Annotated in this window: 16 protein-coding genes; 5 read left to right on the forward strand and 11 right to left on the reverse strand. The window is 60.4% G+C overall.

The annotated features are described in order from the left end of the window. Positions 1-169: 169 nt before the first annotated feature. From leuS to EL257_RS23625, 5 genes are all read left to right on the forward strand, one after another. Positions 170-2,776: a leucine--tRNA ligase gene (gene leuS, locus EL257_RS23605; protein ID WP_126366659.1), complete on the forward strand. Its 2,607-nt coding sequence runs from the start codon at positions 170-172 to the stop codon at positions 2,774-2,776. An 89-nt stretch (positions 2,777-2,865) separates the two neighbouring features. Next, entirely contained in the window at positions 2,866-3,471 is a 606-nt protein-coding gene (gene lptE / locus EL257_RS23610; protein WP_126366661.1) for an LPS assembly lipoprotein LptE, read from the forward strand. A gap of 39 nt (positions 3,472-3,510) precedes the next feature. Further along, complete coding sequence (gene holA, locus EL257_RS23615; RefSeq protein WP_126366663.1) at positions 3,511-4,548, forward strand: DNA polymerase III subunit delta; 1,038 nt, start codon at positions 3,511-3,513, stop codon at positions 4,546-4,548. A gap of 175 nt (positions 4,549-4,723) precedes the next feature. After that, entirely contained in the window at positions 4,724-4,888 is a 165-nt protein-coding gene (gene arfA, locus EL257_RS23620; protein ID WP_126366665.1) for an alternative ribosome rescue factor ArfA, read from the forward strand. A 61-nt stretch (positions 4,889-4,949) separates the two neighbouring features. Continuing rightward, the gene (locus EL257_RS23625; RefSeq protein WP_126366667.1) at positions 4,950-6,272 is read left to right on the forward strand and encodes a lytic murein transglycosylase; all 1,323 of its coding nucleotides are present in this window, start codon (positions 4,950-4,952) and stop codon (positions 6,270-6,272) included. Positions 6,273-6,356: 84 nt separating this feature from the next. Here the strand turns inward: EL257_RS23625 and EL257_RS23630 are convergent, their stop codons facing one another. From EL257_RS23630 to rsfS, 11 genes are all read right to left on the reverse strand, one after another. Continuing rightward, positions 6,357-7,304, reverse strand: coding sequence for a S66 peptidase family protein (locus EL257_RS23630; protein WP_126366669.1), 948 nt, complete (start codon positions 7,302-7,304; stop codon positions 6,357-6,359). A gap of 170 nt (positions 7,305-7,474) precedes the next feature. After that, entirely contained in the window at positions 7,475-8,473 is a 999-nt protein-coding gene (gene lipA / locus EL257_RS23635; RefSeq protein WP_160768663.1) for a lipoyl synthase, read from the reverse strand. A gap of 25 nt (positions 8,474-8,498) precedes the next feature. Continuing rightward, positions 8,499-9,146, reverse strand: a complete 648-nt coding sequence (gene lipB / locus EL257_RS23640) for a lipoyl(octanoyl) transferase LipB (protein WP_042610579.1) — start codon at positions 9,144-9,146, stop codon at positions 8,499-8,501. Beyond that, entirely contained in the window at positions 9,146-9,421 is a 276-nt protein-coding gene (locus tag EL257_RS23645) for a DUF493 domain-containing protein (protein ID WP_093098020.1), read from the reverse strand. Before EL257_RS23645 ends, lipB begins: the two co-directional genes overlap by 1 nt. An 80-nt stretch (positions 9,422-9,501) precedes the next feature. Further along, positions 9,502-10,659 (reverse strand): D-alanyl-D-alanine carboxypeptidase family protein, encoded by a 1,158-nt coding sequence (locus EL257_RS23650; RefSeq protein WP_126366671.1) that lies wholly within the window; start codon positions 10,657-10,659, stop codon positions 9,502-9,504. Between the two features lie 188 nt (positions 10,660-10,847). Then, positions 10,848-11,858 carry a septal ring lytic transglycosylase RlpA family protein gene (locus tag EL257_RS23655; protein WP_126366673.1) on the reverse strand — a complete coding sequence of 337 codons (1,011 nt, stop codon included), beginning with the start codon at positions 11,856-11,858 and terminating at the stop codon, positions 10,848-10,850. Continuing rightward, on the reverse strand, positions 11,858-12,868 hold the full coding sequence (gene mltB / locus EL257_RS23660) for a lytic murein transglycosylase B (protein WP_126366675.1): 1,011 nt from the start codon (positions 12,866-12,868) through the stop codon (positions 11,858-11,860). The genes EL257_RS23655 and mltB overlap by 1 nt, the downstream gene beginning before the upstream one ends. Positions 12,869-12,885: 17 nt before the next feature. Further along, on the reverse strand, positions 12,886-13,989 hold the full coding sequence (gene rodA / locus EL257_RS23665) for a rod shape-determining protein RodA (RefSeq protein WP_172604581.1): 1,104 nt from the start codon (positions 13,987-13,989) through the stop codon (positions 12,886-12,888). Between the two features lie 31 nt (positions 13,990-14,020). After that, positions 14,021-15,916, reverse strand: a complete 1,896-nt coding sequence (gene mrdA, locus EL257_RS23670) for a penicillin-binding protein 2 (RefSeq protein ID WP_126366679.1) — start codon at positions 15,914-15,916, stop codon at positions 14,021-14,023. A gap of 10 nt (positions 15,917-15,926) precedes the next feature. Further along, positions 15,927-16,394: a 23S rRNA (pseudouridine(1915)-N(3))-methyltransferase RlmH gene (gene rlmH, locus EL257_RS23675; RefSeq protein ID WP_003185785.1), complete on the reverse strand. Its 468-nt coding sequence runs from the start codon at positions 16,392-16,394 to the stop codon at positions 15,927-15,929. Positions 16,395-16,403: 9 nt separating this feature from the next. Further along, positions 16,404-16,898, reverse strand: a complete 495-nt coding sequence (rsfS, locus tag EL257_RS23680) for a ribosome silencing factor (protein WP_126366681.1) — start codon at positions 16,896-16,898, stop codon at positions 16,404-16,406. Positions 16,899-16,925 lie beyond the last annotated feature (27 nt).

Genomic DNA, 16,925 nt, shown 5'->3' on the forward strand with positions numbered 1-16,925 from the left:
CCCCCATGCATATATTGCGGCGTATGTAGCTGTAATCAGGGTTTCCCTAGGCCAAGCGCGGTCATGTATGCTACGGCGCTTCCTGTAATTCCACTTCCAGCTCGTCCGGGCCACCCCGGAACCTGCGTTGAAGAGGATTAGGCCACCCCTATCCAGTACAAAAGTAGCCATGCACGAACAATATCAGCCCCGTGAAATCGAAGCCGCCGCCCAGTCGTTCTGGGACGAGCAAAAGTCCTTTGAAGTCAGTGAACAGCCAGGCAAGGAAACCTACTACTGCCTGTCGATGTTCCCTTACCCCAGCGGCAAGCTACACATGGGGCACGTGCGTAACTACACCATCGGCGACGTGATCTCCCGCTACCAGCGCATGCAAGGCAAGAATGTTCTGCAACCGATGGGTTGGGACGCTTTCGGCATGCCGGCGGAAAACGCCGCGATGAAGAACAACGTGGCTCCGGCGAAGTGGACCTACGAAAACATCGCCTACATGAAGTCGCAATTGCGCAGCCTTGGGCTGGCAGTCGACTGGTCGCGTGAAGTCACGACTTGCAAGCCGGATTACTACCGCTGGGAACAATGGCTGTTCACTCGCCTGTTCGAAAAAGGCGTGATCTACAAGAAAAGCGGCACCGTGAACTGGGATCCGGTCGATCAGACCGTTCTGGCCAACGAGCAGGTGATCGATGGTCGCGGCTGGCGCTCCGGCGCGCTGATCGAAAAGCGCGAAATCCCGATGTATTACTTCAAGATCACCGCCTACGCGGATGAGCTGCTGGAGAGCCTCGACGAGCTGACTGGCTGGCCTGAGCAGGTCAAGACCATGCAGCGCAACTGGATCGGCAAGTCTCGTGGCATGGAAGTGCAGTTCCCGTACAACGTCGATTCGATCGGCGAAGCCGGCACCCTTAAGGTCTTCACCACCCGTCCGGACACCCTGATGGGCGCGACCTATGTCGCCGTCGCGGCCGAACATCCGCTGGCCACCCTCGCCGCGAAAAACAACCCTGAGTTGCAAGCGTTCATCGCTGAATGCAAAGGCGGCAGCGTCGCTGAAGCTGACGTCGCCACGCAAGAGAAGAAAGGCCTGCCAACCGGCCTGTTCGTCGAGCACCCGTTGACCGGTGAAAAACTGCCGGTGTGGGTCGCCAACTACGTGCTGATGCATTACGGCGACGGCGCGGTAATGGCTGTGCCAGCCCACGATGAGCGCGATTTCGAATTCGCCCACAAGTACAACCTGCCGGTGAAATCGGTGGTGCGCACCAGTTCCGGCGAGACCAACCCGGCCCCGTGGCAAGATGCCTACGGCGAGCACGGCACGCTGATCAACTCCGGCGAGTTCGACGGCCTCGACTTCGCCGGCGCGTTCGACGCCATGGAAGTAGCCCTGATCAAGAAAGAGTTCGGCGCTTCGCGCACCCAGTTCCGCCTGCGCGACTGGGGCATCAGCCGCCAGCGCTACTGGGGCTGCCCGATCCCGATCATCCACTGCGATACCTGCGGTGACGTGCCGGTACCGGAAGATCAACTGCCCGTGGTTTTGCCGGAAGACGTGGTGCCGGACGGCGCCGGTTCGCCATTGGCACGCATGCCCGAATTCTACGAATGCAGCTGCCCGAAATGCGGCGCGCCGGCCAAGCGTGAAACCGACACCATGGACACCTTCGTCGAGTCGTCTTGGTATTACGCCCGCTACGCCTCGCCGCACTTCACCGGCGGCCTGGTGGAAAAATCCGCAGCCGACCATTGGTTGCCGGTAGATCAGTACATCGGCGGTATCGAACACGCCATTCTGCACCTGCTGTATGCGCGCTTCTTCCACAAGTTGATGCGCGACGAAGGCCTGGTCAGCTCGAACGAGCCGTTCAAGAACCTGCTGACCCAAGGCATGGTGATTGCTGAGACCTACTATCGCCGCGAAGCCAACGGTGCCTACACCTGGTTCAACCCGGCGGACGTGGAACTGGAGCGCGACAGCAAAGCCAAGGTGATCAGTGCCAAGCTGAAGACCGATGGTTTGCCGGTGGAAATCGGCGGCACCGAAAAAATGGCCAAGTCGAAGAACAACGGCGTCGATCCACAGTCGATGATCGATCAGTTCGGCGCTGATACCTGCCGCCTGTTCATGATGTTCGCTTCGCCACCTGACATGAGCGCTGAATGGTCGGACTCCGGCGTCGAGGGCTCGCACCGCTTCCTCAAGCGCGTCTGGCGCCTGGCGCAAGCCCACGTTACCCAAAGCTTGCCGGGGAAACTGGACATCGCCGCGTTGACCGACGCGCAAAAAGCCGTGCGCCGTGCGATTCATCTGGCGATCAAACAGGCGAGCCACGACGTCGGCCAAAACCACAAATTCAACACAGCCATTGCCCAAGTGATGACGCTGATGAATGTGCTCGAAAAAGCCGCCCAAGGCACCGAACAGGACCGCGCATTGCTGCACGAAGGTCTGGAAGCGGTGACCTTGCTGTTGGCGCCGATCACCCCGCACATCAGCCACGAATTGTGGAAGCAGTTGGGCCACGCCGATGCGGTGATCGACGCTGGCTGGCCGGCGGTGGACGAAAGTGCGCTGGTGCAAGACAGCCTGACACTGGTCATCCAGGTCAATGGCAAGTTGCGTGGTCAGATCGAAATGCCGGCCAGCGCGACCCGCGAGGAAATCGAAGCCGCCGCCCGCGTCAACGAAAACGTACTGCGTTTCGTCGACGGCCTGACTATTCGCAAAGTGATCGTGGTGCCGGGCAAACTGGTCAACATCGTCGCCAGCTAAATTGGATTGGGCGTCAGGTCTGCCTGGCGCCCTGTAAAAACCTTTCGGGCCGCAAGGCCGGCCCACATGGTTTCAAGGGGAGCAACACAATGATCAAACGCAATCTGCTGGTGATGGGCCTCGCTGTTCTGCTGAGCGCCTGCGGTTTCCAGCTGCGCGGCACCGGCACCACCGAACTGACGATCAAGGAACTCGACCTGAGCGCCCGCAATGCCTACGGCGAGACCGTCACGCAACTGCGCCAGGTGCTTGAGTCCAGCGGCGTCAAGGTCTACAGCGGTGCGCCGTACAAACTGTTTCTGGCTGACGAGCAGGAAAGCCAGCGCATCCTCAGCTACGCCGGCGCTGGTCGTACGGGTGAATACCAGGTCAACACTGTCCTGAGCTATGACATTCGTGGCGAAAACAATCTGCCGCTGCTGAGCGACAAGCTCGAAGTGCAGAAGGTGTTCATTCACGACGGCAACAACCTTGTCGGCTCCGATCAAGAAGCCAACGACGCCCGTCGCGAAACCCGTCGTGAGCTGGTTCAACGCATGATGCTGCGCCTGCAGCAACTGACGCCGGGCCAACTGCAGCAGCTGCAGGAAGCGGCCAATGCCCGCGCCAAGGCTGACGCCGACGCGCTGGAAGCGGCGCAAAAAGCTGAAGCGGAAACCCCGCGTCAGTCCCCGCTCGAAGTGCCACAGCAGTAAGACGTTCGGGGCGCTCCGGCGCCCCGTTCGGTATTCCTTATGAAGCTCGCTCCCGCCCAACTCACCAAACACCTGCAAGGTGCCCTCGGCCCGGTCTACATCATCAGTGGCGATGACCCACTGTTATGTCAGGAAGCGGCCGATGCAATCCGCAGCGCTGCTCGCCAGCAGGGTTTTGACGAACGCCAGGTTTTCGCCGCCGACGCCAATTTCGATTGGGGCACGCTGTTGCAGGCCGGCGCGAGCATGTCGTTGTTCGCGGAAAAACGTCTGCTGGAATTGCGTCTGCCCTCGGGCAAGCCGGGTGACAAAGGCGCCGCCGCGTTCATCGAATACTGCTCGCGCCCCGCGGAAGATACGGTGCTGCTGATCAGCCTGCCCAAGCTCGATGGCAGCGCGCAGAAAACCAAGTGGGGCAAGGCCCTGGTCGAAGGCCAGCACACTCAGTTCATCCAGATCTGGCCAGTGGATGCCAACCAGCTGCCGAGCTGGATTCGTCAACGTCTGTCGCAGGCCGGGTTGTCGGCCAGCCAGGACGCCGTCGAACTGATCGCCGCCCGCGTTGAGGGCAACTTGCTCGCTGCCGCGCAGGAGATCGAAAAGCTCAAGCTGATGGCCGAAGGTGGCCAGATCACCGTTGAAACCGTGCAGGCGGCCGTTGCCGACAGTGCGCGTTTTGATGTGTTCGGGCTGACCGACGCGGTACTCAACGGTGAACCCGCCCACGCCTTGCGCATGCTCGAAGGTCTGCGCGGCGAAGGGGTGGAACCGCCAGTGATTCTCTGGGCCCTGGCGCGGGAGTTGCGCCTGCTGGCCAACATCTCGTTGCAGTACAGCCAGGGCACGCCGCTGGACAAGTGCTTCAGTCAGGCGAAACCGCCGGTCTGGGACAAGCGCAAACCACTGATGAGCAAAGCCCTGCAACGCTACTCGGCGCAACGCTGGGCGCAATTGTTGCTCGAAGCCCAGCGCATCGATGCGCAGATCAAAGGCCAGGCGGCGGGCTCGCCGTGGATGAGCCTGAGTCGACTGGCGTTGTTGATGGCTGGCCAGCGTCTTTCTCTGCCTGCCGAATAACATCAAAAGATCGCAGCGTGCCGCAGCTCCTACACCGATCCCTGTAGGAGCTGCGGCACGCTGCGATCCTTTGATCTTGTTTTCCTACAAACACTGCCCATATTTGTCCTATAGACAGATACACAACATCGGCAGATTATTGCCCCGCAAAATTCACTCACTCGAGAGAACCCTCATGAGCAAAAAACCAGCGAAGCATGGTCCAAACAAGGCCAAATCCATCGTCGCCCAACCCTTGTTCCGCAGTCGTCAGGAACGACCAAACAAGGGCAAAGGCAGCTACCGCCGCGAAGCCTTCCAGTCTGACAGCTGGGAGGCTTCTTACTTTCTGGCTGCCTGAAGCACAGCACCCCCCGGTCATGTTAAGGTCTGCACCTGATCCGCATCCCCTGGAACCGTGCATGCCCTTTAGTCTTTCCCGTCGTTGGCCAGTTCGCCAACTGATCGCTGCCTCCAGCTTCATTCTGCTTGTCGCCTGCGCGGAAAAACCGACCGCCGCCGACGCGCAACCCCTTCAAGCCGCCCCTGTCGCCACGGCCCCAGCGATCATCCCGCCGGTAGTGCCGTCCGCAGACCCTCTCGATATCCAGCCCACGCAGACCTTCGCCGAATGGCAGGCGGGTTTCCGCAAGGATGCGCTGGCCGCCGGAATCCGCGCAGACCTGTTTGACCAGGCCTTCGCCAACGTCAGCTTTGATGCCAGTGTGATTCGCGCCGACCGCAGTCAGCCGGAATTTTCCCGCCCGGTGTGGGAATACCTCGATGGCGCGCTGTCGCCGTTGCGGGTGCGTAAAGGCCAGGCATTGATCAATCAGTACGCCGACATTCTGCAAAGCATCGAGCAGCGATATGGCGTCGATCGCCAAGCGCTGGTGTCGGTTTGGGGCATGGAAAGCAACTTTGGCCAGTTCCAGGGCAGCAAGTCGGTGATCAATTCACTGGCCACTCTGGCCTATGAAGGGCGGCGTCCTGGCTTTGCCCATGCACAACTGATCGCTGCCCTGCAGATCCTGCAACAGGGCGATATCACGCCGGAGAAAATGCTCGGTTCCTGGGCTGGTGCCATGGGCCAGACGCAGTTCATTCCGACCACTTACAACACCCACGCAGTGGACTTTGACGGTGACGGTCGACGCGATATCTGGGGCAGCCCGGCCGATGCGCTCGCATCCACTGCGCATTATTTGCAAAGCTCTGGCTGGCAGCGCGGCCAGCCGTGGGGCTTTGAAGTGCAACTGCCCGGCAGCTTCGATTACACGCTGGCTGACGGCGCAATTCGCAAGAGCGTTGCCGAATGGCGGCAACTGGGCGTGATCATGCCGAACGGCGGTCAAGTCCCGGCGGGCTCGGAGCAATTGTCTGCTGCCCTGCTGCTACCCGCGGGTTATCGCGGGCCGGCCTTCCTGATCCTCGATAACTTCCGGGCGATTCTCAAGTACAACAATTCGTCGTCGTATGCGTTGGCGGTGAGCCTGTTGTCGGAGCGCTTCAGCGGCGCGGGCATGATCGGCGGGACCTGGCCGAAGGACGACTTGCCGCTGAGTCGCACCGAGCGCATTGAGTTGCAAAGCTTGCTCAGCCAGCGCAATTACGACGCGGGCACGGCAGACGGCATTATCGGCGCCAACACACGCAAGGCGATCCGCAGCGCGCAGCAGGCGCTGGGCTGGCCGGCGGATGGGTATCCGACGCACAAGTTGCTGGAAAGCCTGCGCTCGCAATAAAGCCAAAATCAAAAGATCGCAGCGTGCCGCAGCGCCTACATGTATCCGGTGTAGGAGCTGCGGCACGCTGCGATCTTTTTTGTTTTATCGGGTTACCACATCCTGCTCCAGCATCAGCTCCTGCTTCCCGGCATCCAGCCGCACCAGCGCGCCCAGAGGCAGCGTCAGGTTCGGATCGCAATGGCCACTGCGCCAGCCGGACACCACCGGGATCCGCAACGGCTCGAATGTCTGCTTGAGCAAGCGGTTCAGCGCAGCCACATCCACGCCCGCAATATCCCCTACCAACACCCCACGCAATTTGGCCAGCTTGCCGGCCAGACGCATTTGGGTCAGCAGGCGATCGATGCGATACAGCGGCTCGTTGATGTCTTCGATAAACAGAATCACCCCTTCGACATCAATCTCATACGGCGTACCCAAGGTCGCGGCGATCATTGCCAGGTTTCCGCCGAGCAATCGCCCGTGAGCGATGCCGGGCTCAACCGTGGTCAAGGGATAAGCCACCGGATGGCTCAGCACACTCCCCGTCTTCAATTGTCCGCGCAGCATGGCGAAGAACGAGGTGACAGTCGGCGGCTCTTTGTCGCCGAGCAAATCGGCATTGAGCAACGGGCCATGAAAAGTCACGAACCCGGCGTAACGGCTGATCGCCAAGTGCAACGCCGTGATGTCGCTGTAACCGACAAACGGCTTGGCATTGCGGCTCAGCAAGTCATAGTCGATGCGGTCCAGTAATCGCGGCGTGCCGTAGCCACCGCGCAGGCAAATGATCGCATCGACTTCGGGATCGGCGAACGCCGCATGCAGATCGCGCAGACGTACCTCGTCACTGCCAGCCAGATAACCATTGGCTTCGTAGACACCGGGAAACACTTTCAACCGATAGCCCCGGCCGCGCATCCATTGCATCGCCTTGTCGGTGTCCAGGGAACCGGGGCCGGCGGGTGCTATGACGCCGATCAGCCCTTCCGAGGGCAGCGCGGGCACGGCTCGGTGCGGACAAAGTGTGTGGGTGGGTCGAACGGTCATCCTTGGATCTCCCTGTGAGTCATGCGCACACAGTAGTCAGGAACGCGGGTAAACAGAAGAGGTCGGCTACACCGCATTCAGCAGGAAAAATCTGCATCGAATGTAAGACGGGCAAAAAAATGCCCACCGGGCGCTAAATCCTCGGCGGGCATTTTTTATCCAGCGCTGAATCAGGAACCCAGCAGCTCAGCCTTGACGAGCTTCGCCTGCTCATCGGCATGGTACGAAGAACGCACCAAAGGGCCGGAAGCGACGTTTTTGAAGCCCATCTTGTAACCTTCTTCGGCGAACCAGGCGAAGGTGTCCGGGTGCACGAAACGCTGCACCGGCAAGTGGCTGCGCGACGGTTGCAGGTATTGACCGAGGGTCAGCATGTCGATGTCGTGTTCGCGCATGCGCTTCATGACTTCGATGACTTCCTCGTCGGTCTCGCCCAGACCCAGCATCAGACCGGATTTGGTCGGAATGTGCGGCATCATCTGCTTGAAACGTTGCAGCAGGGTCAGCGACCACTGGTAATCCGAACCCGGACGCGCAGCCTTGTACAAGCGCGGTACGGTTTCCAGGTTGTGGTTGAACACATCCGGCGGCTCGGCCGCGGTGATTTCCAAGGCGATGTCCATGCGGCCGCGGTAATCCGGAACCAGGGTTTCCAGCTGCACGTTCGGCGACAGTTTGCGGATTTCACGGATGCAGTCGGCAAAGTGCTGAGCACCGCCGTCACGCAGGTCGTCGCGGTCAACCGAAGTAATCACCACGTACTTGAGCTTCAGGTCGGCGATGGCAATGGCCAGGCTTTCCGGCTCATTGACGTCCAGTGGCTTCGGACGACCGTGGCCGACGTCGCAGAACGGGCAGCGACGGGTGCAGATGTCGCCCATGATCATGAAGGTGGCGGTGCCGCCGGAGAAGCATTCACCCAGGTTCGGGCAGGACGCTTCTTCGCAGACACTGTGCAGCTTGTGTTTGCGCAACAGGCTCTTGATCCGGTCGACTTCCGGCGACACCGGGATGCGTACGCGAATCCAGTCGGGTTTCTTCGGCAGCTCGGTAGTGGGGATGATCTTGACCGGGATGCGTGCAACCTTCTCGGCGCCGCGCAGCTTGACGCCGGCTTCGACCTTGGGACGCGGGGCCGGGCGCTCGGTCACGTCGAGCGTCGGGATCATGGTTTGCACTGCATCAGTAGTCATATCAGTCGATTCCGCCCGTAAGGGTCGTCTGCTCAGCATAGTCGAGGTGTTTGACGAGCTGCGCGCGCAGCCGGGCACTTACCTCGGCAAATTCAATCGATCCTGCGTGATCGCTCAGCTGGGTCATCGCCAGCCCGGCATAGCCGCAGGGATTAATCCGTCGAAACGGTTCCAGGTTCATATCCACGTTCAGGGCCAGGCCATGAAAGGAACAACCGTGGCGAATGCGCAAACCCAGAGAAGCGATTTTTGCTCCATCGACGTAAACGCCGGGAGCGTCTGGCTTGGCGGCGGCGGTAACGCCGTAGCTGGCCAGCAGTTCAATCAGGCAGGCTTCCATGCGGCTGACCAGATCGCGCACGCCGAAACCCAGCTTGCGCACATCCAGCAACAGGTAGGCCACCAGTTGGCCGGGGCCATGATAAGTCACTTGGCCGCCGCGATCGACCTGCACCACCGGAATATCGCCTGGCAACAGCAGATGTTCGGCCTTGCCGGCCTGGCCCTGAGTGAACACCGGCGGGTGCTCGACGAGCCAGATTTCATCGGCTGCAGCGCTGCCGCGTTCGTTGGTAAAGCGTTGCATGGCATGCCAGACCGGCTCGTAAGCCATCTGGCCAAGCTCGCGAAAGCCCAGCGTGCCGTGCATCACAACACCATGTGCACGAAGCCGGTCGCCCGCAGTTCGCTGTTGATGTTGTACAGCTGATCCTGATCGGTGGCGACGATGTGCAGCTGAATGGTGGTGTACTTGCCAGTGCTGCTTTGACGCTCGTCGATGCGCTCATCGTTGATGGTCGCGTGTTTCTTGACGATTTCAATGATCTGGTCTTTGCGACCGACGCCCGTATCGCTGATCACCTTGACGGGATAATCCGTTACAGGGAATTCGATCTTCGGCGCCTTTACTTCGGTATCGGTCATGGCGTAACGGCCTCTTAAGCCGTGGTAACGCACATGGCCCCGCACCGGATCGGGGCGGGGCCATGCAGGTCAACACTAAATCAGTTGAACAAGCCGTAGAAGAATAGACGGATGCTATCCCACATGCGGCGGAAGATACCACCCTCCTCGACGCCATCCAGAGCGATCAGGTCAGCGCTGTGCACAACCTTGTCTTCCAGTTTGACTTCGACTTTACCGATCACGTCGCCCTTGGCGATTGGCGCAACCAGTTGCGGGTTCATGGTCATGCTCGCAGCAAGTTTTTTCAGCTGGCCTTTCGGCAGAGTCATGGTCAGGTCTTGCGCCAGGCCGGCCTTGACTTGATTGGTGGTGCCTTTCCAGACCGGGGCCTGCGCCAGCTCGGTGCCCTTCTGATAGAAGGTCTGGGTTTCGAAGAAGCGGAAACCGTAGGTCAGCAGCTTCTGGGTTTCAGCGGCGCGGGCCACTTCGCTGTTGGTGCCGAACACCACCGCGATCAGGCGCTGGCCGTCACGGACAGCGGAAGACACCATGCAGTAACCGGCTTCGTCGGTGTGACCGGTTTTCAGACCGTCAACGGTCTTGTCGCGCCACAGCAGCAGGTTGCGGTTAGGCTGTTTGATGCCGTTCCAGAAGAATTCCTTCTGCGAGTAGATCGCATAGTGAGCAGGGTCTTCGTGGATGATCGCACGGGCCAGAATCGCCATGTCATGGGCCGACGAGTAGTGCTCAGGGTTTGGCAGACCGGTCGGGTTCATGAAGTGGGTGTTGGTCATGCCCAGTTCGGTGACGGTCTTGTTCATCAGGTCGGCGAACGCGTCTTCGCTGCCGGCGATGTGTTCGGACAGGGCGACGCTGGCGTCGTTACCGGACTGAATGATAATGCCGTGCAGCAGATCGCTGACAGTGACCTGCGAGCCGACCTTGATGAACATCCGCGAACCGCCGGTGCGCCAGGCGTTTTCGCTGACGGTCACCGGATCGTTTTCACCGATCTGGCCACGACGGATTTCCAGAGTCGCGATGTAAGCGGTCATCAGCTTGGTCAGGCTGGCCGGTGGCAGGCGCTGATCGCCGTTGTTTTCGACCAGCACGTTGCCGCTGCTGGCATCCATCAGCACGTAGGCTTTGGCGGCCAGTTGTGGTGGCGACGGCATCATCTCGGCCGCAAAGGCGGCTGGCGAGAGGAGCAGCGGGACTAGCAGACACAGGCGTTTGGCAAAGGTGGTGATGTTCATCCGTCTCTCGAAATCGCTAATGGAAACTTGCCCGAAGGCAAAACTTATTCAGACAGCCTTCTAACGGGCCATCGCGGGTTCAGTTGCTCACTCCAGTCACCCTTGCCGGGCTTTTGTTCTTCGACGAGCCAACAACCTGGTTCACCCCCCAATCGCTGGTGAACCGTCAATCAAGGTCTACGTGTTACTTACTCGGTTACAACGCTCGGCGAGCCAAGGTTGGCCAGACGCACGCTGTTCTGCACCTGGGCGATTTCACCCGGCGAGCCGATCGGCCCCAGGCGAACCCGGTGCAGGGTCTGCTGATTGCGCACGATCGAGCTGATGAACACCGGAGCGCTCACCATCCCGCTGAGCTTCGACCTCAGCAGTTCTGCAGCGTCCGGGTTGGCGAACGCGCCCACCTGCAGATACTGGCCAGACGCTGGTGCAGAAGCGTTTTTTTTTGCATCGATCTGCACCGGCACGACGGCCGCGGCGTGTTGCTGCGGCGGCGGCGTCCATTGCTCGACGGTGCCGGCCGACGCCGTGATCACCGGAGCGCTATTTTGCGCTACTTGCGGCTCGTTGAGCATCAGCGGCGCCGGACGCCCCTTGGCCGCCCACCACTGCTGCGGATCAATGCCTTCGACCTTGACCCGCGCGGTGCCGGTTTCGGCATAGCCGAGTTTTTTTGCCGCAGCGTATGACAAATCGATGATGCGATCGGAGTAGAACGGCCCACGGTCGTTGACCCGCAGGATCACAGTCTTGTTGTTGTCCAGGTTGGTCACCCGAACGTAACTCGGCAGTGGCAAGGTCTTGTGCGCGGCACTCATGCCATACAAATCGTAGACCTCGCCATTGGCGGTGTTCTGGCCATGGAATTTGGTCCCGTACCAGGACGCCGTGCCGGATGCGACATAGGTCTTGGATTCCTGCAACGGGAAATAAGTCTTGCCCAGCACCGTGTACGGGTTGGCCTTGTAGGCTCCGGTGTGCAGGGTCGGCGTGGCGTCAGGGATACGCGACACATCGACGTCCCACCACGGCGCGCCATCTTTGTGGGCGCGATTGATGTCCAGGCCCGGCTGCGCGCGCACAGCGGTCGAGGAAGTCTTCTGGGTCGGCGAACGGCTGGTGGAGCAACTGGCGACCAGCACTGCCAACGCAGCGAATGCCACCAGCTTCAGGGGTTTACTGTTAGGCAATGCCTGCATTACTTGACGCCCCGTGCTTGTACCAGCTGTTCAGACAGTTGATGTACGGCCATGGCGTACATCACGCTGCGGTTATAACGCGTGATTGCGTAAAAATTCTTCAGGCCCATCCAGTATTCAGGGCCGTTGTCGCCTTCGAGGCGAAATGCCGTAACCGGCATATCATCGCGCAGCGCATCATGACTTGACCAGCCCAGCGCCCGCAACTCTCCCGCCGTCTTAACCGGTTCGATGCCAGTGGTCAAACCCTCATCGACCTGCTCGCCACGCACATCGGCGCGACTGACCACCGGTTCGCCGGCGACCCAGCCGTGCTGTTTGAAATAGCTCGCAACGCTGCCGATCGCATCGTCCGGGTTGTTCCAGATATTGATGTGACCGTCACCGTCGAAATCCACCGCATAGGCGCGAAAGCTGCTCGGCATGAATTGCGGCAAGCCCATCGCCCCGGCATACGAACCCTTGAGGGTCAACGGATCGACCTGCTCTTCGCGGGCGAGCAAGAGGAACTCACGCAGCTCCTTGCGGAAAAATTCGGCACGCGGAGGATAGTCGAAACCCAGCGTGGACAATGCATCGATCACCCGGTAATTACCGGTATTACGTCCGAAAAAGGTTTCGACGCCGATGATCGACACAATGACTTGTGCCGGTACGCCGTATTCCTGCTCGGCACGGGCCAGTGTCGCCTCGTGCTGACGCCAGAAATCCACCCCGCGAGCGATGCGCGCGTCAGTGATGAACATCGGGCGATATTCTTTCCACTGCTTCACGCGTTCGGCGGGCCGGGAAATGGCATCGAGTATCGCCTGCTTGCGTTCAGCCTCGCGAAACACCGCCATCAATTGTTCGCCGGCGAAACCGTAGTCGCGGGTCATTTCACCGACGAACTCGGCCACCTGGGGTGAGCCTTCGTATTCGCCGGCCAGCGCTTCCTGCATGCTGCCCAGGAGGCCCATCAGGCCTACCACTGGCGCGCATCGAGTCGCCCAGCCACGCATTACTTGCATTGCACTCTTCACCTTATTCAAACCTGTGCGATCCACTTGCGATGGGTATGGATCGACATCAAAACCCCAAACGCTGACAGCAGCGTCACCAGCGAAGTTCCTCCGTAGCTAATGAACGGCAACGGCACCCCTACGACCGGTAACAGGCCACTGACCATACCGATGTTGACGAAAACGTAAACAAAAAACGTCATGGTCAAGGCACCGGCGAGCAATTTGCCGAACAGCGTTTGCGCCTGAGCGGTGATCACCAGGCCCCGGCCAATCAAGAGGAGGTAGATCAGCAACAAGGCGCAGATGCCCACTAGGCCGAACTCTTCGCCGAGCACGGCAATGATGAAGTCGGTGTGGCTTTCCGGGAGAAAGTCCAGGTGCGACTGGGTGCCAAGCAGCCAGCCTTTGCCGAAAACGCCGCCGGAACCGATTGCGGCTTTCGACTGGATGATGTTCCAGCCCGTGCCGAGCGGATCGCTTTCCGGATCGAGAAAAGTCAACACGCGCTGCTTCTGGTAGTCGTGCATGACGAAGAACCACATGGCCACCGACACCGGCACGGCCGCCGCCAGCACGCTGACGATCCAGCGCCAGCGCAGCCCGCCCATGAACAGGACGAAGGCGCCACCGGCGAGGATCAGCAATGAGGTACCGAGATCCGGCTGACGCACGATCAGAATGAACGGCACGCCAATCAACATCAGGCTGATGCCGACGTGCTTGAGTTGTGGCGGCAAGGTGCGTTTGGATAAGTACCAGGCGATCGTCGCCGGCATCAGGATCTTCATGAATTCCGAGGGCTGGAAGCGGATCACCCCGGGTATGTTGATCCAGCGCGTGGCGCCCATGGCGTTGTGGCCCATGATGTCGACGACGATCAGCAGCACCACCCCTATTACATAACCGAGCGGCACCCACCGTGCCATGAAGCGCGGTTCGAGCTGGGCGATGACAATCATCGCCACCAGGCCAATACCGAACGACGTGGCCTGCTTGCCGAGCAGATCCCAGCTTTTGCCGCTGGCCGAATACAGCACGAACAGGCTGCCGGCAGCGAGAATCAGCAGCAGGATCAACAGCGGGCCATCGATGTGCAGTCTTTGCAGCAACGTCGCGCGGCGACGCATCACATCCTCACTGGAGAGCATGCGATCAAAATTATTCATCACGGGCCGTAGCCTCCGCAGTGATAGGGCTGGCGTATTCGGCCTTCAGCCGTCCCTCCGGATCGAGTAGCCAGGCGTCCATGACCTGACGCACCACCGGCGCGGCGACACCGGAACCGGATTCACCGTTCTCGACCATCACCGACACGACGATTTTCGGGTCGTCGGCCGGGGCGAAGCCTACGAACAAGGCGTGGTCGCGGTGACGCTCCTGAACCTTGGAGCGGTCGTATTTCTCGCCCTGCTTGATCGCCACCACCTGCGCCGTACCGGATTTGCCAGCGATGCGGTATTGCGCGCCGATCGCCGCTTTGCGCGCGGTTCCGCGGGCGCCGTGCATCACTTGCTGCATGCCATGGTTGACCTTGGTCCAGTCGGACGGATCGCGCAGAACAATGTTCGGCATCGGATTTTCGTCGACCGGCTTCACGCCTTCGAGGGATTTGGCCAGGTGCGGCCGATTCCATACGCCTTTGTTGGCAACCAGAGCCGTGGCCTGGGCCAGTTGCAGCGGCGTCGATTGCATGTAGCCCTGGCCGATCCCGAGGATCAGGGTTTCGCCAGGGAACCACGCCTGTTTGCGCGTCGCCCGCTTCCATTCGCGGGACGGCATCAGGCCCGGGGATTCTTCGAACATATCCAGCGAGACCTTCTGGCCGATGCCGAATTTGTTCATGTAGGCCGACAGCCGATCGATGCCAAGCTTGTGCGCCAGGTCATAGAAGTAGGTGTCGTTGGAACGCATGATCGCCGTGTCGAGGTCGACGAAGCCGTCACCTGTGCGGTTCCAGTTCCGGTACTTGTGATCGTAGTTGGGCAGCATGTAGTAGCCCGGGTCGAACACTCGGCTGGAGGCCGTGACCACGCCCGAATCCAGACCGGCAATTGCCACCGCCGGTTTGATCGTCGAACCCGGCGGATACAGCCCGCGCAGTACGCGGTTGAACAGCGGCCGGTCGATGGAATCGCGCAATTCGGCGTAGGCCTTGAAGCTGATACCGGTGACGAACAGGTTCGGGTCGAAGCTCGGCTGACTGACCATCGCCAGCACTTCGCCGGTCTTCGGATCGAGCGCCACCACCGCGCCGCGCCGCCCGCCAAGCGCGGCCTCGGCGGCTTCCTGCAACTTGATGTCCAGACTGAGAACGATGTCCTTGCCGGGAATCGGATCGGTGCGCTTGAGCACGCGCAACACGCGTCCACGGGCGTTGGTCTCGACTTCCTCGTAACCGACCTGACCGTGCAATTCCGGCTCGTAGAAACGCTCGATGCCGGTTTTGCCGATGTGGTGGGTGCCGCTGTAGTTGACCGGATCGAGGCTCTTGAGCTCCTTCTCGTTGATCCGCCCCATGTAACCGACCGAGTGCGCAAAATGCGCGCCTTGCGGGTAGTGACGAACCAGCTGCGCGACCACCTCCACGCCGGGCAGACGGAACTGGTTCACGGCAATGCGGGCGATCTGCTCTTCGCTCAACTCGAACAGGATCGGCACTGGCTCGAAAGGCCGGCGCCCCTGACGCATGCGCTTCTCGAAGATCACCCGGTCCTCGGGCGTCAGCTCCAGCACTTCGACGATAACGTCGAGCACCTGCTGCCAGTCGCCGGAACGCTCGCGGGTCATGCTCAGGCTGAAGCTGGGACGGTTATCCGCCACGACCACGCCGTTGCGGTCGAAAATCAGCCCGCGCGTCGGCGGAATCGGCTGCACGTGGACGCGGTTGTTCTCGGACAGGGTCGAGTGGTACTCGTACTGAATCACCTGCAAGTAATACAGCCGCGCGATCAGCACGCCGATCAGCATCACGATCACAATCGCACCGAACACGACGCGGCTGCGCACCAGACGTGCGTCCTTTTCGTGGTCCTTGATGCGGATCGGCTGAGACATGAGGGCTGGATTACTTGTGGTAAGGGTGACCGGACAGCACGGTCCAGGCACGATACAACTGTTCGCCGATCAGGATTCGCACCAGCGGGTGCGGCAAGGTCAGCGGCGACAACGACCAGCGCTGGTCGGCGCGGGCACACACTTCCGGCGCCAGCCCTTCCGGGCCACCGACCATGAAGTTGACCGTACGCGAATCAAGACGCCAGCGGTCGAGCTCGACCGCCAGCTGTTCGGTACTCCAGGGTTTGCCGTGGACTTCCAGCGTGACGATCCGCTCGTTCGGCCCGACCTTGGCCAGCATGGCTTCGCCTTCCTGGCGGATGAATCGGGCCACGTCGGCATTCTTGCCACGGGTATTGAGCGGTATTTCCACCAGTTCCAGCGCCAGCTCGGACGGAAGACGCTTGGCATACTCATGCCAGCCTTCTTCCACCCACTTGGGCATGCGTGAACCGACGGCGATCAGGCGCAGTCGCACAGCAATCCCTTACAGCTGGTCTTTGTTGAGCTTGGTGAAATGCTCGTGGGTGTTTTCCGGGCTGTGGTGTTTGGCATCTGCCGCACGGCTTTGCTCGGCACCGGCCCACAGACGTTCCAGATCGTAGAACTGACGGGCCGAGGCCGTCATCATGTGCACGATCACCAGATCAAGGTCGAGCAGCACCCAGTCGCTGTCGCCCTTGCCTTCTTCGCCGAGCGGCTTGGCGCCCTGCTTCTTAACTTCTTCGCGAACCTTGTCGAGCATTGCGTTGATCTGGCGGTTGGAGGTACCGGTGGCGATGATCATGTAGTCAGTGATGCTTTGCTTGTCGCGAACATCAATGACCTGGATGTCCTGGGCCTTGACGTCTTCCAGGGCTGCCTTGGCCAGTTCGACCAGTTGCGCGCCGGTGAGCGGCTCGTTGGTGTTGACCGGCTCCGGCAGCGGCGCGCTCTTGAACGTGCCTTTGCGCTTTACTTTGGTTTGGTCTTTGTCAGTCATATAAAACTCGTTTTGCTCATGTATTCG

It is taken from the genome of Pseudomonas fluorescens, from assembly GCF_900636825.1.
In the GTDB taxonomy this organism is placed as follows: domain Bacteria; phylum Pseudomonadota; class Gammaproteobacteria; order Pseudomonadales; family Pseudomonadaceae; genus Aquipseudomonas; species Aquipseudomonas fluorescens_BG.

What these genes read in the sequence shown, in the direction of transcription:
- leuS (WP_126366659.1), top strand. Translation starts at nt 170, where the DNA reads ATGCACGAACAATATCAGCCCCGTGAAATCGAAGCCGCCGCCCAGTCG.
- lipA (WP_160768663.1), bottom strand. Translation starts at nt 8,473, where the DNA reads ATGATCCCGACGCTCGACGTGACCGAGCGCCCGGCCCCGCGTCCCAAG.
- rsfS (WP_126366681.1), bottom strand. Translation starts at nt 16,898, where the DNA reads ATGACTGACAAAGACCAAACCAAAGTAAAGCGCAAAGGCACGTTCAAG.
- lipB (WP_042610579.1), bottom strand. Translation starts at nt 9,146, where the DNA reads ATGCACGGCACGCTGGGCTTTCGCGAGCTTGGCCAGATGGCTTACGAG.
- EL257_RS23645 (WP_093098020.1), bottom strand. Translation starts at nt 9,421, where the DNA reads ATGACCGATACCGAAGTAAAGGCGCCGAAGATCGAATTCCCTGTAACG.
- EL257_RS23625 (WP_126366667.1), top strand. Translation starts at nt 4,950, where the DNA reads ATGCCCTTTAGTCTTTCCCGTCGTTGGCCAGTTCGCCAACTGATCGCT.
- arfA (WP_126366665.1), top strand. Translation starts at nt 4,724, where the DNA reads ATGAGCAAAAAACCAGCGAAGCATGGTCCAAACAAGGCCAAATCCATC.
- holA (WP_126366663.1), top strand. Translation starts at nt 3,511, where the DNA reads ATGAAGCTCGCTCCCGCCCAACTCACCAAACACCTGCAAGGTGCCCTC.
- mltB (WP_126366675.1), bottom strand. Translation starts at nt 12,868, where the DNA reads ATGCAAGTAATGCGTGGCTGGGCGACTCGATGCGCGCCAGTGGTAGGC.
- rodA (WP_172604581.1), bottom strand. Translation starts at nt 13,989, where the DNA reads ATGCGTCGCCGCGCGACGTTGCTGCAAAGACTGCACATCGATGGCCCG.
- lptE (WP_126366661.1), top strand. Translation starts at nt 2,866, where the DNA reads ATGATCAAACGCAATCTGCTGGTGATGGGCCTCGCTGTTCTGCTGAGC.
- EL257_RS23630 (WP_126366669.1), bottom strand. Translation starts at nt 7,304, where the DNA reads ATGACCGTTCGACCCACCCACACACTTTGTCCGCACCGAGCCGTGCCC.
- EL257_RS23655 (WP_126366673.1), bottom strand. Translation starts at nt 11,858, where the DNA reads ATGCAGGCATTGCCTAACAGTAAACCCCTGAAGCTGGTGGCATTCGCT.
- mrdA (WP_126366679.1), bottom strand. Translation starts at nt 15,916, where the DNA reads ATGTCTCAGCCGATCCGCATCAAGGACCACGAAAAGGACGCACGTCTG.
- EL257_RS23650 (WP_126366671.1), bottom strand. Translation starts at nt 10,659, where the DNA reads ATGAACATCACCACCTTTGCCAAACGCCTGTGTCTGCTAGTCCCGCTG.